Consider the following 15544-nt stretch of genomic DNA (forward strand, 5'->3'; position numbering starts at 1 on the left):
CCACTTGTCTGTAATGGCTGTATTCGATGTTGTGGTTTTTACTACATTAACCCTTGAAATGCAGGGTTGAAACCGGTATTCCTAGTCCAACATTTATAAAAGAACCAACATCATGGCCGCGATCAGTGTCGAACCCTGCACCTTCGCCCTCTTTGGCGCCCTCGGCGACCTGGCGTTGCGCAAGCTGTTTCCCGCGCTCTACCAGCTCGACCGCGCCGACCTCCTGCACCCGGATACCCGCCTGCTGGCCCTGGCCCGCGAGCCGGGCAGCGTGCAGGACCACCTGAACAGCATCGAGGCCCATCTGCGCCGCCATGTGCCGGAGGCCGAGATCGATGCCGCTTCCCTGGGGCGCTTCCTCGGGCGCCTGAGCTACCTGCACCTGGACTTCGTCGAGCCGGAGGGCTACCAGGCCCTGGCCGAACAGGCGCCGAGCGGGCAGCCGCTGATCGCCTACTTCGCCACGGCGGCGGCGGTCTACGGCGCGATCTGCGAGAACCTCGACAAGGCCGGCCTGGCCTCGCGCACCCGCGTGGTGCTGGAAAAGCCCATTGGCCACGATCTGGAGTCGTCGCGCCGGGTCAACGACGCCGTGGCGCGGTTCTTCCCCGAGAGCCGGGTCTACCGCATCGACCACTACCTGGGCAAGGAGACGGTGCAGAACCTGATCGCCCTGCGCTTCGCCAACAGCCTGTTCGAAACCCAGTGGAACCAGAATTCGATCTCCCACGTGGAGATCACCGTCGCCGAGAAGGTCGGCATCGAGGGCCGCTGGGGTTACTTCGACAAGGCCGGCCAGCTGCGCGACATGATCCAGAACCACCTGTTGCAGCTGCTCTGCCTGATCGCCATGGACCCGCCCAGCGACCTGTCGGCCGACAGCATCCGCGATGAGAAGGTCAAGGTGCTCAAGGCACTGGCACCGATCACCGGCGAAGGCCTGAGCACCCATGTGGTGCGCGGCCAGTACATTGCCGGCTTCAGTGACGGCAAGCCGGTGCCGGGCTACCTGGAAGAGGACAACGCCAACGCCCAGAGCGATACCGAGACCTTCGTCGCCCTGCGCGCCGATATCCGCAACTGGCGCTGGTCGGGGGTGCCGTTCTACCTGCGCACCGGCAAGCGCATGCTGCAGAAGCTGTCGCAGATCGTCATCCACTTCAAGGAAACCCCGCACTACATCTTCGCCCCGGAACAGCGTTTGCAGATCGGCAACAAGCTGATCATCCGCCTGCAGCCGGACGAAGGCATTTCGCTGCGGGTGATGACCAAGGAACAGGGCCTGGACAAGGGGATGCAGCTGCGCAGCGGTCCGCTGCAACTGAACTTCTCCGACACCTGGCGCAGCGCGCGGATTCCGGATGCCTACGAGCGTCTGCTGCTGGAAGTGATGCGCGGCAACCAGAACCTGTTCGTGCGCAAGGACGAGATCGAATACGCCTGGAAATGGTGCGATCAGCTGATCGCCGGCTGGAAGACCAGCGGCGACGCGCCCAAGCCCTATGCGGCCGGTTCCTGGGGGCCGATGAGCTCGATTGCATTGATCACTCGCGATGGGAGGGCCTGGTATGGCGATATCTGAACTGCAACTGCCGGCGACGGTGAAGGCGCATCAGCTGGCTGACGCGAAAACCCTGGCGGCGACCCTGGCCCATGATGTGGCCGAGCGCCTGCGCCAGGCCATCGTCCGCAAGGGCCAGGCCTGCGTGGTGCTGTCCGGCGGCCGCAGCCCGGTGGCGTTTCTCGAGAAGCTGGCGGCAGAGGCGCTGGACTGGTCGAAGGTCACCGTGAGCCTGGCGGACGAGCGCTGGGTACCGGTGGAACACGACGACAGCAATGCCGGCCTGCTGGCCCGTCACCTGCTCAAGGGCGGTGCGGCCAAGGCGCGTTTCATCGGCCTGTACCAGAGCGCCGCGACCCTGGAGGCCGCCGCCGAGCAGGCCGACCAGGTCCTCGCCGATCTGCCGCCGATCGATGTGCTGGTGCTGGGCATGGGCGACGACGGCCACACGGCTTCGCTGTTCCCGGCTAGCCCCAACCTGCGCCAGGGCCTGGCCAAGGTCGGCGAGCGTCGCTGCCTGCCGATGCTGGCGCCGAGCGTGCCGCACCAGCGCCTGAGCATGACCCGCGCGCTGCTGGCCGGCGCCGGTTTCATCGCCCTGTCCGTGCAAGGCGCGGGCAAGCTCACCACCTTGCGTGCTGCCCTGGCGGCCGAAGACCCTACCGAAATGCCGATTCGCGCCTTTCTTCACGACCCCCTGGACATCTACTGGTGCCCATGAGCCAAGGACCCATTGTCATGACCACCCTCGAACGCCCACAGCCTTTGCTCTCGATGGCCGACAAAGCCGCGCGGATCGACACGATCTGCGACAAGGCGCGCATCCTGCCGGTGATCACCATCGCCCGTGAGGAAGACATCCTGCCCCTGACCGACGCCCTGGCCGCAGGCGGCATCCGCACCCTGGAAGTGACCCTGCGCTCGCAACATGGCCTGAAGGCCATCCAGGTGCTGCGCGAGCAGCGCCCCGAGCTGTGCGTCGGTGCCGGTACCGTGCTCGACCGTAGCATGTTCGCCGCCGTCGAGGCCGCGGGCGCGCAGTTCGTCGTTACCCCGGGCATCACCCAGGACATCCTCGAAGCGGGCGTGGACAGCGACATTCCGCTGCTGCCGGGTATCAGCACGCCGTCGGAGATCATGATGGGCTATGCCCTTGGCTACCGTCGCTTCAAGCTATTCCCGGCGGAGATCAGTGGTGGCGTGGCGGCGATCAAGGCCTTTGCCGGCCCATTCGGCGACATTCGCTTCTGCCCGACCGGTGGGGTGAACCCGGCCAACGTGCGCAACTACATGGCGCTGCCCAATGTGATGTGCGTGGGCGGCACCTGGATGCTCGACAGCAGCTGGATCAAGAACGGCGACTGGGCGCGGATCGAGGCGTGCAGCGCCGAGGCGATGGCATTGCTGGACTGACAGATTTCGTTGTGTGCTACACGGCTTGTGGGGCGCTTGGTCGGCGCCCCTTTTTTTGCCTGCGAATTTTGTGTTGCCAATGCTGGCCCTATCGCGGGTCAAGCCCGCTCCCACGCATGCGATGAAAGGCACGTGGGAGCGGGCTTGCCCCGCGATAGGGCCTGTATAGGCAATAAAAAAGCCCGCATCGAGGATGCGGGCTTCGTTCATCGGCGATGGTTTACGCCGCTTTGGCCTGCTGCTGGCTCAGCGACCGGTTCAGCGCGCTGAACAGCGCCTTGAAGCTGGCGGTGGTGATGTTCTCGTCGATGCCCACGCCATGCACCGGCCGCCCACCGGCCACGCGCAGTTCGATGTACGCCGCCGCCTTGGCGTTGGTGCCGGCACCGATGGCGTGCTCGTTGTAGTCCATGATCTCCACGTTGACCGGCAGGCCGGCGACCAGCGCTTCCAAGGCGCCGTTGCCCTTGCCGTGCCAGTGCAGGGTGGTCTCGCCTTCACCGGAGACTTCCACCTGCACGTGGCTGCTGCCGTTCTCTTCCTGCAGGCGGTGGCTGACCAGCGCATACGGTGCGTTGGCCTGGAGGTACTCCTTCTGCAGCAGCTTGTAGATCTGCTCGGCGGTCATTTCCAGGCCGAGACGGTCGGTCTCGCCCTGTACCACCTGGCTGAACTCGATCTGCATGCGGCGCGGCAGGCTGATGCCGTACTCCTGCTCGAGCAGGTAGGTGATGCCACCCTTGCCCGACTGGCTGTTGACGCGAATCACCGCCTCGTAGCTGCGGCCGATGTCGGCCGGGTCGATCGGCAGGTACGGCACCTCCCACAGTTCGCCGTCCTGCTGCTTGGCGAAGCCCTTGCGGATGGCGTCCTGGTGCGAGCCGGAGAAGGCGGTGTGGACCAGGTCGCCGACGTACGGGTGACGCGGGTGCACCGGCAGCTGGTTGCACTCCTCGACGACCTTGCGCACGCCGTCGATGTCGGAGAAGTCCAGCTGCGGGTCGATGCCCTGGGTGTAGAGGTTCAGGGCGAGGGTGACCAGGTCGACGTTGCCGGTGCGCTCACCGTTGCCGAACAGGCAGCCTTCGGCACGGTCGGCGCCGGCCATCAGGCCCAGCTCGGTGGCGGCGATGCCGGTGCCACGGTCGTTGTGGGTGTGCAGGCTGATGATCACGCTGTCGCGACGGTTGATGTTGCGGCAGAACCATTCGATCTGGTCGGCGTAGACGTTCGGCGTGGCGACTTCGACGGTGGCCGGCAGGTTGAGGATGATCTTGTGCTCAGGAGTCGGGTTCCACACTTCGATCACCGCGTCGCACACTTCCTTGGCGAACTCCAGTTCGGTGGCGCTGAAGGTTTCAGGCGAGTACTGGAAGGTCCACTGGGTGTTCGGCTGCTGGGCGGCGTACTTGACGAACAGCTTGGCGGCGTTGACCGCGATGTCCTTCACGCCCTGCTTGTCCTGGTTGAAGACGATGCGGCGGAACGATGGGCAGGTGGCATTGTACAGGTGGACGATGGCCTTCTTGGCCCCGCGCAGGGATTCGAAGGTACGGGCGATCAGGTCTTCACGGGCCTGGGTCAGCACCTGGATGGTGGTGTCGTCCGGGATGTGGCCGTCTTCGATCAGAGTGCGCACGAAGTCGAAGTCGGTCTGCGAGGCCGACGGGAACGAGGCTTCGATTTCCTTCACGCCCACCTGCACCAGGGTCTTCCAGAACCGCAGCTTCTTCTCCGAGTCCATCGGCTCGATCAGCGACTGGTTGCCATCACGCAGGTCGGAACTGCACCAGATCGGTGCCTGGGTGATGGTCTTCGACGGCCAGGTACGGTCGGGCAGGTCGATGGTCGGGAACGCGCGGTATTTCTTCGAAGGGTCTTTGAGCATGGTCATGGAAGCAATCCTTTTTATGTGCGGCCGTGATCGGGCCTGCCAAACGAAAACGAGAGAAAAAGGCGAGGCGACGCGATTCACCCTGGTAGTCGGGCGCTGACCAGGCAGAGGCTGCGGTGTTGTCGGAGCAGGGTGCTGAAGATGTTCATAGGCTCAACCCTAACCAGTGGGTTGGGGGATGGCAAGCATTGCGGAAAAATTGAGAGGAATGCTTAAAAAAACGAACCTTAGGAGTTTTTATGGCCGCTTAATTGGTCTTGTTGATATTTTATTGCGTGATGTTTTTTTGTTGCGCAAATCGCGGGGCCTGCCCGATCCCACGATGCCACCGTCGGCTGCGTGGGAGCGGGCTGGCCCCGCGATTGCGCTTTCAGGGCTGGAACGCGCCGATGAAAATCGCAGGATCGACCCGCGCATCGTTGAGGCTGACGTTCCAGTGCATGTGCGGCCCGGTGGCCCGGCCAGTCGAACCCACGCGGCCCACCACCTCGCCACGGCGTAGCACCTGCCCTGGCTTCACGTCGATCTTCGACATATGGCAGAACATGCTGATGAAGCCCTGGCCATGGTCGACGAACACCGTGCGGCCATTGAAGAAGTAGTCGCCCACCAGGATCACCTTGCCATTGGCCGGGGTCTTGATCGGCGTGCCGGCCGGTACGGCGAAGTCAAGGCCCGCATGAGGGTTGCGCTCCTCGCCGTTGAAGAAGCGGCGCACGCCGAACTTGCTCGACAGCGGGCCGTCGACCGGCTTGTCGAGAATCAGGTTGCTCGGCAGGGCCGGGCTGAAGCTGCGGTAGGCCTTGACCTGTTCGGCCAGTTCGCGGTCGATGCGCTTGAGGTCCTCGGGCTCGGGGTTGACTTGGCGCTTGTTCTTCAGGGTGATGTGCTGTTCGGGGTATTTCTTGCTGCCCACGCTGAAGCGGATGTCGCGCCCCCCCTGGGTGAGCACGGCGCTACCGGGTTTCTGGGTGAGCGGGATGCCGACGATGGCCAGCCAGTTGTCCTGCTCCTTCACCACCAGCACCGGCTTGCCGTCGAAGCGGGCGCTGGGCGCGCTGGTGGCCGGCCCCAGGTTGACCACGGCCACGCCGCCGGGCACCGGCTTGTCGAGGGTGCGGGTGATGTAGCTGGCCTGGGCCGCGGTGAGCGGCAGCAGCAGGGCAAGGGCGAGCAGGGGCGCGAACAGGCGGGGCATGTGTCAGTCCAGTAGCGAGAGGGTGACCGGAGTCTGGTGGTTGTCCTCGACCCGCACCTTGAGCTCGCCTTCGTTGAGGCGGGCAGTCAGGCGCTGGCCGTTGTGGGTCTGCGCGGCGTTGCGGATGGCCTGGCCGCGCTCGTCGAGAAGGATGCTGTAGCCGCGGGCGAGGGTGGCCAATGGGCTGACCACCTGCAGCGTCTGCAACTGCGCCTGGAAGCGCTGGCGGCGGTCCTTGATCACCTCGCGCATGGCCCGTGGCAGGCGCTCGGCCAGGCTGTCCAGGCGCTGCTTGAGCAGTTTCAGGTTGCGTCCCGGGTGTTGCGCGGCCAGGCGCATGTCGAGGCGGCCGAGACGTTCGTGGCGTTGGCGCAGGTTCAGCGCGAAGGCGCGGCGCAGGCGCATGTCCAGGTCGTCCAGGCGTTGGGCCTGCTGGCGCAGGCGCTCGCCCGGGTGGCGCAGGCGTCGGGTCAGGCCCTCGACGCGCAGGCGGTCATGGGCCAGACGGCTCTGCATGCGCAGCAACAGGCGTCGCTGCAGGCTGTCCAGGCGCTGCTGCAGGCCGCTGCTGTCGGGGGCGAGCAGCTCGGCGGCGGCTGATGGCGTGGGGGCGCGCACGTCGGCGACGAAGTCGCTGATCGACACGTCGGTCTCATGGCCCACGGCGCTGACGATCGGCGTCACGCAGGCGGCCACGGCACGGGCCACGGCCTCTTCGTTGAAGCACCAGAGGTCTTCCAGCGAGCCGCCGCCACGGGCCAGGATCAGCGCGTCGAAGCCCTGCCGGTCGGCCATCTGCAGGGCGCGGACGATCTGCGCGATGGCCTCGCGGCCTTGCACGGCGGTAGGGATCAGGTTGAGCTCGACCTGCGGCGCACGGCGGCGGAACACGCTGATGATGTCGCGGATCACCGCGCCGGTGGGCGAGGTGACGATGCCGATGCGCCGCGGATGGGCCGGCAGCGGCTGCTTGCGTTCGGTGCTGAACAGCCCCTCGGCGCCGAGCTTTTCCTTCAGCGCCTCGAAGGCCAGGCGCAGGGCGCCGTCACCGGCCGGTTCGACGGTGTCGAGGATCAGCTGGTAGTCGCCGCGGCCCTCGAACAGCGAAACCTTGCCGCGCACCTTGACCGCCAGGCCATCGCGCAGGGCCTGGCGCACGCGAGCGGCGTTCTGCCGGAACAGCGCGCAGCGGATCTGCGCGCCGCTGTCCTTGAGGGTGAAGTACATGTGGCCGGAGGCCGGGCGGGCGAGGTTGGAAATCTCGCCTTCCACCCAGACACTGCGGAACACGTCCTCGAGCAGCACGCGGGCACGGCCGTTGAGCTGGCTGACGGTGAGGACCTCGCGGTCCAGGCCGAGTCGTTCGAAAGGGTCTCTGATCATGCCGGGCATCATAAAGGAGCCGTCGCGCGGATGCACTGTGCCGGCTGCTGGCACGCCCCACCTTGGGAGCATTTCCGGCTGCCGGCCCCGATATCCGGCGATGCACGCTGGGCGCCTGATTCCATGAGGAGATTCGCCATGTATCCCATAGACGCTCACACCTACCGGTCCAAGGCGTTCAACCGACGGGTGCGATTCCTGGTGCTGCATTACACAGCCGTCAATTTCAACGGCTCGATCAATGCGCTGGTCAACGGTACCCAGGTCAGCGCCCATTACCTGGTGCCCGACCCATCCGATCCGAGCTTCACCAGTGCAGGTTTCGACGCGATGCGCACCTTCAACCTCGTCGACGAGAACGAGCGCGCCTGGCACGCGGGTGTCAGCGGCTGGGCCGGACGCAGCAACCTGAACGATACGTCGATCGGCATCGAGATCGTCAGCCAGGCGTCGGTGAGCAACGGCCAGTTCGTGTTCCCGCCCTATCACCCCCAACAGGTGGAGGCCTTGATCCAGCTGGGCCAGGCGATCCTGCAGCGCTATCCGGACATCACGCCGACCCAGGTGGTCGGCCACAGCGACATCGCCATTGGCCGCAAGAGTGACCCGGGTGCCGCTTTTCCCTGGCAGGCGCTGCACCAGGCCGGTATCGGTGCCTGGTATGACGAGGCGCGCAAGGCGTACTACCAGCAGCGCTTCGCGGGCTGCCTGCCGCAGGTCAAGGTCGTCCTCGCCAAGCTGCGTACCTACGGCTATAGCTTCCCGACCAGCCCCGATCCGGCCCAGGTGCGTGCAGTACTCAGGGCGTTCCAGCTGCATTTCCGGCCTGGCAACTTTGACGGTGTGCTGGATGCCGAAACCGCGGCGATCGTCTTTGCGCTGGTGGAGCGCTACATGCCCTGATCGCCCTGTGGCAAGCGCAGGCTGTCCAGTAGCTTTCTCGACAGCGTTCCCGCGTCGCGTCGGCAGGCCAGGGCCACGGTGCTCTGGCAGGCCTCGGCCAGCGGCACGAAGGTGACCGAGGGCGGGGCGATCTCGCGCATGCTCAGGGGCAGCAACGCCACCCCGAACCCGGCCTGGATCAGCTGCAGTTGCGTGGTCTTGCGCGACACCACCTGCGCCGCCTGGGGAAAGAATCCCTCGTTCATGCACAACGACGCCGACAGGTAGCTCAAGCCGCCGCGCTGACGATGGGGTATGGAAATGAAGCGTTCCTCGCGCAGTTGCCCCAGTCGGACACTGCCAGCCGTGGCCAGTGGATGGCTCGCCGCCACCGCCAGCAGCAGGGGCTCGTCGAATAGCGCATGCAGCTCCACGCCCTCGTGCTGGCGCAGCACCGGCAGGCGCAGCAGACCGATTTCCAGGCGGCCTTCGGCGATGTCCTCCAGTTGCGCCTCCGACGATTGCTGGGCGATCTCCAAGGAGACGCCGGGGTTGTCCGCGAGGTAGGTGCCGAGGCGCTGCAGCAGTTGACCAGTCAACGGCACGGTACTGGAGTGGTTCAGCCGCAGACTGCCACGCAGGCCCTGGCCCACCTCGCGGGCCAGACGTTCGGCTTTGTCCAGGTCGGCCAGCAGATGTCGGGCGCGGTCGAGGAAAGCCAATCCTGCGGCGGTCAGCCGTGGCTGGCGCGCGGTGCGTTCGAACAACGCGGACCCCAGGTGCAGCTCCAGTTCCTTGATCTGTCGGCTGAGAGCCGACTGGGCGATGTACAGCCGCTCGGCGGCGGCACTGAAGCTGCCGGCCTCGGCGATTTCGACGAAGTAGCGCAGTTGGCGGATCGAAGTCATGTCATGCCTTTTTCAGATATCTCTTGGCGTAAAGGCATATTAGTCGGCATGGCTTGTCGCTGGCTAACCTTCTGGGGTCTCCCGAGGAATTGCTGCGATGCTCGCTCAACTGTCGTTTTCCATGCTCGACTGGCTACCCATCCTGCTAGGTGTGGGGGTGGCTTATATCGTCTTCGGCATCGCCGGTTTCGGCACCGCGCTGGTCGCTGGCCCCGTGCTGATCCATTTCATGCCATTGTCGCGGATCGTTCCGTTGCTGGTGCTGCTGGACTTCGTCGCCGCCTTCGGCAACCTGCTACCGTCGCGGCGCGACGTGGTGCGCGGCGAACTGCTCAGGCTGCTGCCGTTCATGGCCGTGGGCTGCACGCTGGGCGTGGTGTTCCTGCTGCGCCTGAAGTCCGATGTGCTGCTGTTGCTGATGGGGCTGTTCGTCACCGCCTATGCGGTCTATGGCCTGGCGGTGAAGGTACGGCCGGCGAATCTGTCGGGCGCCTGGGCGGTGCCCATGGGGACGGTAGGCGGGTTGTTCGGCGCCCTGTTCGGCAGTGGTGGTTTTCTGTACGCGATCTACCTCAGTGCGCGGCTGGAGGCCAAGGAGCAGGTGCGGGCGACCCAGGTCGCGCTGATCAGTTGCAGCACGGTGGTGCGCCTGTCGCTGTTCCTGATCGCCGGGGTGTATGCCGACGCCAGCCTGTTGCTGCTGGCCGCCTGCCTGCTGCCGGTGATGTTCATCGGTACCTGGCTGGGCCGACGGTTGACGCTGAGGCTGTCCCGCGAGGCCTTCGTGCGGCTGGTCACCTGGCTGGTGCTGGCCAGCGGCCTGGCGTTGATCGGTCGCTACCTGAGCGCCTGAGCAGGCGGTAGAATTGCGTCCTTACCGCAGTTCCCAGGCCCGCCTCAAGCATGAACACCCAGAGCATCATCGTCCCCAAGCTGTCCACCGTGCCGGTCCACGAAGCCCGGGCCCGCGCGATCCTGCGCTGGCTGGTGCGCGAAAAAATCGTCGAGGAGCAGTTGAGCACCTGTGGCCGCACCGGCAATCGCATGGGTCATGCCCTGGCCGAAGGGGCGCGCAAGGTGGCCCTGCACCCCGAGAAACTGCCGTTCGGTGAGCAGGTCAATGGCCTGGAGGTGATGCTCAAGCGCTGCATCTACACCCCCACCGACGGTTTTCTCGAGGAGGCCGGCTGCCCGGAATGCCGGCGCGAGGTGGGCGAGCCGCTGTTCGAGAGCCTGGAGGAGTGGATGCCGGGGGTGAGTGACAACTTCACCTGCCCGCTGTGCGGCTTCGAGGACGACATCAATGGCTTCCTTTACCTGCAGCCGTGTGCCTTTTCCAACCTGGGGTTCATCTTCAATAACTGGGGCGAGGCCGGGTTCACCCAGGCCTTCCTCGACAGCTTCGCCGACTGGCTGGACCAGCCGGTGGCGGTGGTGCAGGTAAAACTGCCGCAAGGCTGACCGAAGGCCCTTATTTTGCATTGAGCGGCGCGCCATGGATGGGTATAATGGCGCGCTTCCATTTTTCCCTCCCGGGAGCCCCCGCGATGCTGCGTATCAGCCAAGAAGCCCTGACTTTCGACGATATCCTCCTTGTACCTGGCTACTCCGAGGTACTGCCCAATGAAGTCAGTCTCAAGACCCGTTTGACTCGTGGCATCGAGCTGAACATTCCCCTGGTCTCCGCCGCCATGGACACCGTGACCGAAGCGCGCCTGGCCATCGCCATGGCCCAGGAAGGCGGCATCGGCATCATCCACAAGAACATGACCATCGAGCAGCAGGCCGGCGAAGTACGCAAGGTCAAGAAGTTCGAGGCTGGCGTGGTCAAGGACCCGATCACCATCGACGCCGACGCCACCGTGCGCGACCTGTTCGACCTGACCCGCCTGAACAACATCTCCGGTGTTCCGGTGCTGGCGAACGGCGATCTGGTCGGCATCGTCACCTCCCGTGACGTGCGTTTCGAAACCCGCCTGGACGCCAAGGTCCGCGACGTGATGACCCCCAAAGAGCGTCTGGTCACCGTCCGCGAAGGCGCCGACAAGAACGAAGTCCGCGAGCTGCTGCACAAGCACCGCCTGGAAAAAGTCCTGATCGTCGACGACAAGTTCAACCTCAAGGGCATGATGACCGTCAAGGACATCGAGAAGGCCAAGGCCTACCCGCTGGCCAGCAAGGACGACCAGGGTCGTCTGCGCGTCGGCGCCGCGGTCGGCACCGGCAAGGACACCGGTGAGCGCGTAGCCGCCCTGGTGGCCGCCGGCGTTGACGTGGTGGTGGTGGACACCGCCCACGGTCACTCCAAGGGCGTGATTGACCGCGTTCGCTGGGTCAAGGAGAACTACCCGCAAGTGCAGGTGATCGGCGGCAACATCGCCACCGGCGCTGCCGCCAAGGCCCTGGCTGAAGCTGGCGCCGACGCGGTCAAGGTCGGTATCGGCCCGGGCTCGATCTGCACCACCCGTATCGTCGCCGGTGTCGGCGTGCCGCAGATCAGCGCCATCGCCAACGTCGCCGCCGCACTGGAAGGCACGGGCGTGCCGCTGATCGCCGACGGCGGCATCCGCTTCTCGGGTGACCTGTCCAAGGCCATTGTTGCCGGCGCCTCGTGCGTGATGATGGGCTCGATGTTCGCCGGTACCGAAGAAGCCCCGGGTGAAGTCGAACTGTTCCAGGGCCGTTCCTACAAGGCCTACCGCGGCATGGGCTCGCTGGGTGCCATGGCACAGGCGCAAGGCTCCTCCGACCGTTACTTCCAGGATTCCTCGGCCGGTGCCGAGAAGCTGGTACCGGAAGGCATCGAAGGCCGCGTGCCGTACAAGGGCGCCCTGGCTGCGATCATCCACCAGCTGATGGGCGGCCTGCGTTCGTCCATGGGCTACACCGGCAGCGCGACCATCGAAGAGATGCGTACCAAGCCGGAGTTCGTGCGCATCACCGGTGCCGGCATGGCCGAGTCCCACGTGCATGACGTGCAGATCACCAAAGAAGCCCCTAACTACCGCGTAGGCTGAGGCTTCAAGCAATAGCAAGCGGGGCTGTCATGACAGCCCCGTGTCGTTTCCGATTTCCACTGACGAGATTGAGTCATGGCCCTCGACATTCACGCTCACCGCATCCTGATCCTCGATTTCGGTTCCCAGTACACCCAACTGATCGCCCGCCGCGTGCGCGAGATCGGCGTGTACTGCGAGCTGCACCCGTTCGACATGGACGATGAAGCGATCCGCGAATTCAACCCGCGCGGCATCATCCTGGCCGGTGGCCCTGAGTCGGTCCACGAAGCCAACAGCCCACGCGCCCCGCAAGCGGTGTTCGACCTGAAGGTCCCGGTGCTGGGCATCTGCTACGGCATGCAGACCATGGCCGAGCAGATGGGCGGCAAGGTCGAAGGTTCCGACCTGCGCGAGTTCGGCTATGCCCGCGTCGACGTGGTCGGCAAGAGCCGCCTGCTCGACGGCATCGAAGACCATGTCGATGACGATGGCGTGCTGGGCCTGGACGTGTGGATGAGCCACGGCGACAAGGTCACCCAGATGCCGGGCAACTTCCATGTGCTGGCCAGCACCCCGAGCTGCCCGATCGCCGGCATGTACGACGATGCCCTGGGCTACTACGGCGTGCAATTCCACCCGGAAGTGACCCACACCAAGCAAGGCGGTCGCATCCTGTCGCGCTTCGTCCAAGACATCTGCGGCTGCGAAGCCCTGTGGACCGCCTCGAACATCGTCGAGGACGCCATTGCCCAGGTGCGTGCACAGGTCGGTTCGGCCAACGTCCTGCTGGGCCTGTCCGGCGGCGTCGACTCCTCCGTGGTTGCCGCGCTGCTGCACCGCGCCATCGGCGACCAGCTGACCTGCGTATTCGTCGACAACGGCCTGCTGCGCCTGCACGAAGGCGACCAGGTGATGGCCATGTTCAAGGAGAACATGGGCGTCAAGGTCATCCGCGCCGATGCCGAGAAGCAGTTCCTCGACAACCTGGCCGGCGAAGCCGACCCTGAGAAGAAGCGCAAGATCATTGGTCGCACCTTCATCGACGTGTTCGATGCCGAGGCCAGCAAGCTGGAGAACATCCAGTTCCTCGCCCAAGGCACCATCTACCCCGACGTGATCGAGTCGGCCGGCGCCAAGAGCGGCAAGGCCCATGTGATCAAGTCGCACCACAACGTCGGTGGCCTGCCGGAGGAAATGAACCTCAAGCTGGTCGAGCCGCTGCGCGAGCTGTTCAAGGACGAAGTACGCAAGATCGGCCTGGAGCTGGGCCTGCCGTACGACATGGTCTACCGCCACCCGTTCCCGGGCCCGGGCCTGGGCGTGCGCATCCTGGGTGAAGTGAAGAAGGAGTACGCCGACATCCTGCGTCGCGCCGACCATATCTTCATCGAAGAACTGCGCAAGGCCGACTGGTACCACAAGACCAGCCAGGCGTTCGTGGTGTTCCAGCCGGTCAAGTCGGTCGGCGTCGTCGGCGACGGCCGTCGCTACGCCTGGGTCGTGGCCCTGCGTGCCGTCGAGACCGTGGACTTCATGACCGCGCGCTGGGCGCACCTGCCGTACGAGCTGCTGGAAACCGTCAGCGGTCGTATCATCAATGAAATCGACGGCATCTCCCGCGTCACCTATGACGTGTCGAGCAAGCCGCCGGCGACCATTGAGTGGGAATGATCCCGACTCGCGGTTGAGTGAAACGGGCCTGCATTGCAGGCCCGTTTTTTTTGGGGGGGCTGAACCCTACTCAGCCCCGGGAGAATGCCCAAAATACGCCTTGTAGGCATGGCAGAAATTGGCCGGGTTGGCGTAGCCGACATGATAGGCAACCTGCGATACCTGCCAGCGACGCTCCAGCAGCAGGGCGCGGGCCAGCTCCATTCTCTGTTGCCGAACATACTGCAAGAGCGACCGACCGTACTCGTGGCTGAAAGCGCGGCGCAAGGTGGTCTCGCTCACCCCCAGCTGGCGAGCGAGTGCGGCAGCAGTGGGCGGTGCGTTCAGGTTTTCATCGAGCTGGCGGCGCGTTTCAATGGCCAGGTCGCGGCGCCCCCGGTCTTGAGTCTTTTCGGCGGATCTGTGCCCGATCAGGTGGCTGGCCAGTTCCAGCATGATGGCCAAGCTCAGGCTCTCGCAATGCAGGCGCCTGAGCCCGCCGGTATAGGGCGACAGATACAGCTGCTGGAACAGGCGGCTCACCGCTGGACACTGCGGTAGCTGGTCGAAGCGCATGCCGTCGGCGACAAGTGCCAACAGGGGCTTGAGCTGCGCGTCCTCCCGGGCCAGTTCTTGCAGGTAATCGCCGGCAATACGTACTCCGGCCATGCGGGCATGACTGTTGGCGGGCAGTTGGTCCTGCGCCTCCAGGCTTTCACCCAGGCTCAGCATGTGCAACTGGCCAGGGGCATAACTGTTGAGCCTACCGTCCACCGTGTGCTGCCACGCCCCGTCGAACACCTGCACGATGCACAGGCTTTGCGGTAGCACCTTGTCGATCCTCAGCGGCTCTGGAAACTGCAGGTTGCAATCGAAGTATTGCAACCCGCTGTGTACCGTCTGCGCCCGATAGTGGCCGGTCGCGCTACCCATCACTCGCGCGCTGCTCGCATCCAGTACACCAGCCTCAGCGAGTGACCCGGGGCTATCGAATGAAAAGTCGGTGTCGAGGTAGGGGCTGATCGATCGCATGTGCGCTAGGCATCCTTGGCTGAGGGCGGCATGGCCGCGAATGGTAACGCGCGCACATTTTCAGCGACAGCCGTTGTGCGCAGGGTGCTGTCTGTTGTGCGAGCCGGTCAGCGGGGTTGGCTAGTCGGGCCAGGCTTATTTCAATGGGCGTTTGTTTCGATTCAGGATGGAAAAGACATGCTCGCTTATCGCAAATGGACAGCCCTGGTGGTGGCTGCGCTCGCCCTGTGGCTGGGCCAGGTTCACGCTGAACAACGGCCGGAAGTGGCCGACCAGGTAGTTGCCTACATGGGGGCGCAAGGGACCAAGGTGTGGACGCTGCGTATCGGTGAACGTGCCGCCAACGAAGCGCTGGTACAAATCGAAGGCATCGATCACGACTGGAACATGCGCATCCAGAAAATGCAGGTGGAGAAGACCAGCAAGGACACCCGCTACTCCACCACCGTGGACGGCAAGAAGTACGTGGTGCTGATCATCCAGGGCAACTGGGGCGGCGAGTTGAACCTGCCGGGTGAGGCGCAGACACAGCAGGTCGGCTATTCGGAAGGGCTGTCGCGTGAGGGCAATGCCCAGGCGTTCCTTACCGATTATCTGGCAGCACAAAACACGGAGGCGCAATGA

14 protein-coding genes are annotated in these 15544 nt (G+C 64.8%); 9 read left to right on the top strand and 5 right to left on the bottom strand.

Annotation, left to right across the window (positions count from 1 at the left end):
* Nucleotides 1–112: 112 nt before the first annotated feature.
* The 3 genes from zwf to AC25ND_RS23535 are packed head-to-tail and all read left to right on the top strand — an operon-like array spanning nt 113 to nt 2974.
* Complete coding sequence (gene zwf / locus AC25ND_RS23525) at nt 113–1582, top strand: glucose-6-phosphate dehydrogenase (RefSeq protein WP_486976608.1); 1470 nt, start codon at nt 113–115, stop codon at nt 1580–1582.
* Complete coding sequence (gene pgl / locus AC25ND_RS23530; RefSeq protein ID WP_062360437.1) at nt 1569–2282, top strand: 6-phosphogluconolactonase; 714 nt, start codon at nt 1569–1571, stop codon at nt 2280–2282. The genes zwf and pgl overlap by 14 nt, the downstream gene beginning before the upstream one ends.
* A gap of 17 nt (nt 2283–2299) precedes the next feature.
* A complete protein-coding gene (locus AC25ND_RS23535; RefSeq protein ID WP_186596991.1) occupies nt 2300–2974 on the top strand; it encodes a bifunctional 4-hydroxy-2-oxoglutarate aldolase/2-dehydro-3-deoxy-phosphogluconate aldolase in 675 nt (224 codons plus the stop codon).
* Between the two features lie 220 nt (nt 2975–3194).
* Here AC25ND_RS23535 and leuA read toward each other — a convergent pair whose 3' ends face one another.
* The 3 genes from leuA to xseA all read right to left on the bottom strand — a co-directional run bounded on the left by leuA (nt 3195) and on the right by xseA (nt 7449).
* Entirely contained in the window at nt 3195–4868 is a 1674-nt protein-coding gene (gene leuA / locus AC25ND_RS23540; RefSeq protein ID WP_028691640.1) for a 2-isopropylmalate synthase, read from the bottom strand.
* A gap of 370 nt (nt 4869–5238) precedes the next feature.
* Complete coding sequence (locus AC25ND_RS23545) at nt 5239–6066, bottom strand: M23 family metallopeptidase (RefSeq protein WP_186596989.1); 828 nt, start codon at nt 6064–6066, stop codon at nt 5239–5241.
* Nucleotides 6067–6069: 3 nt separating this feature from the next.
* Complete coding sequence (gene xseA / locus AC25ND_RS23550; protein WP_186596987.1) at nt 6070–7449, bottom strand: exodeoxyribonuclease VII large subunit; 1380 nt, start codon at nt 7447–7449, stop codon at nt 6070–6072.
* Nucleotides 7450–7587: 138 nt separating this feature from the next.
* On the opposite strand from xseA, the gene AC25ND_RS23555 reads away from it, so the two are divergent.
* On the top strand, nt 7588–8352 hold the full coding sequence (locus AC25ND_RS23555; protein ID WP_062360442.1) for an N-acetylmuramoyl-L-alanine amidase: 765 nt from the start codon (nt 7588–7590) through the stop codon (nt 8350–8352).
* Here the strand turns inward: AC25ND_RS23555 and AC25ND_RS23560 are convergent.
* Nucleotides 8340–9239 (bottom strand): LysR family transcriptional regulator, encoded by a 900-nt coding sequence (locus AC25ND_RS23560; protein WP_062360444.1) that lies wholly within the window; start codon nt 9237–9239, stop codon nt 8340–8342. The genes AC25ND_RS23555 and AC25ND_RS23560 overlap by 13 nt on opposite strands.
* Before the next feature lie 97 nt (nt 9240–9336).
* On the opposite strand from AC25ND_RS23560, the gene AC25ND_RS23565 reads away from it, so the two are divergent.
* From AC25ND_RS23565 to guaA, 4 genes are all read left to right on the top strand, one after another.
* The gene (locus AC25ND_RS23565; protein ID WP_028691635.1) at nt 9337–10092 is read left to right on the top strand and encodes a sulfite exporter TauE/SafE family protein; all 756 of its coding nucleotides are present in this window, start codon (nt 9337–9339) and stop codon (nt 10090–10092) included.
* A 50-nt stretch (nt 10093–10142) separates the two neighbouring features.
* Nucleotides 10143–10700 carry a hypothetical protein gene (locus tag AC25ND_RS23570; RefSeq protein ID WP_023628476.1) on the top strand — a complete coding sequence of 186 codons (558 nt, stop codon included), beginning with the start codon at nt 10143–10145 and terminating at the stop codon, nt 10698–10700.
* An 86-nt stretch (nt 10701–10786) separates the two neighbouring features.
* Nucleotides 10787–12256, top strand: a complete 1470-nt coding sequence (guaB, locus tag AC25ND_RS23575) for an IMP dehydrogenase (RefSeq protein ID WP_028691634.1) — start codon at nt 10787–10789, stop codon at nt 12254–12256.
* 75 nt (nt 12257–12331) lie between these two features.
* Nucleotides 12332–13909, top strand: coding sequence for a glutamine-hydrolyzing GMP synthase (guaA, locus tag AC25ND_RS23580; RefSeq protein WP_062360446.1), 1578 nt, complete (start codon nt 12332–12334; stop codon nt 13907–13909).
* 66 nt (nt 13910–13975) lie between these two features.
* Here the strand turns inward: guaA and AC25ND_RS23585 are convergent, their stop codons facing one another.
* A complete protein-coding gene (locus AC25ND_RS23585) occupies nt 13976–14920 on the bottom strand; it encodes a helix-turn-helix transcriptional regulator (protein WP_186596985.1) in 945 nt (314 codons plus the stop codon).
* A gap of 177 nt (nt 14921–15097) precedes the next feature.
* Here AC25ND_RS23585 and AC25ND_RS23590 point away from each other — a divergent pair, with 177 nt between their 5' ends.
* Entirely contained in the window at nt 15098–15544 is a 447-nt protein-coding gene (locus AC25ND_RS23590) for a hypothetical protein (RefSeq protein ID WP_050704160.1), read from the top strand.

The sequence above is a fragment of the Pseudomonas sp. P110(2024) genome (genome assembly GCF_057480795.1).

Excerpts from the sequence above, each read along its gene's own strand:
- zwf (WP_486976608.1), top strand. The coding sequence starts at position 113 with ATGGCCGCGATCAGTGTCGAACCCTGCACCTTCGCCCTCTTTGGCGCC.
- pgl (WP_062360437.1), top strand. The coding sequence starts at position 1,569 with ATGGCGATATCTGAACTGCAACTGCCGGCGACGGTGAAGGCGCATCAG.
- AC25ND_RS23535 (WP_186596991.1), top strand. The coding sequence starts at position 2,300 with ATGACCACCCTCGAACGCCCACAGCCTTTGCTCTCGATGGCCGACAAA.
- leuA (WP_028691640.1), bottom strand. The coding sequence starts at position 4,868 with ATGACCATGCTCAAAGACCCTTCGAAGAAATACCGCGCGTTCCCGACC.
- AC25ND_RS23545 (WP_186596989.1), bottom strand. The coding sequence starts at position 6,066 with ATGCCCCGCCTGTTCGCGCCCCTGCTCGCCCTTGCCCTGCTGCTGCCG.
- xseA (WP_186596987.1), bottom strand. The coding sequence starts at position 7,449 with ATGATCAGAGACCCTTTCGAACGACTCGGCCTGGACCGCGAGGTCCTC.
- AC25ND_RS23555 (WP_062360442.1), top strand. The coding sequence starts at position 7,588 with ATGTATCCCATAGACGCTCACACCTACCGGTCCAAGGCGTTCAACCGA.
- AC25ND_RS23560 (WP_062360444.1), bottom strand. The coding sequence starts at position 9,239 with ATGACTTCGATCCGCCAACTGCGCTACTTCGTCGAAATCGCCGAGGCC.
- AC25ND_RS23565 (WP_028691635.1), top strand. The coding sequence starts at position 9,337 with ATGCTCGCTCAACTGTCGTTTTCCATGCTCGACTGGCTACCCATCCTG.
- AC25ND_RS23570 (WP_023628476.1), top strand. The coding sequence starts at position 10,143 with ATGAACACCCAGAGCATCATCGTCCCCAAGCTGTCCACCGTGCCGGTC.
- guaB (WP_028691634.1), top strand. The coding sequence starts at position 10,787 with ATGCTGCGTATCAGCCAAGAAGCCCTGACTTTCGACGATATCCTCCTT.
- guaA (WP_062360446.1), top strand. The coding sequence starts at position 12,332 with ATGGCCCTCGACATTCACGCTCACCGCATCCTGATCCTCGATTTCGGT.
- AC25ND_RS23585 (WP_186596985.1), bottom strand. The coding sequence starts at position 14,920 with ATGCGATCGATCAGCCCCTACCTCGACACCGACTTTTCATTCGATAGC.
- AC25ND_RS23590 (WP_050704160.1), top strand. The coding sequence starts at position 15,098 with ATGCTCGCTTATCGCAAATGGACAGCCCTGGTGGTGGCTGCGCTCGCC.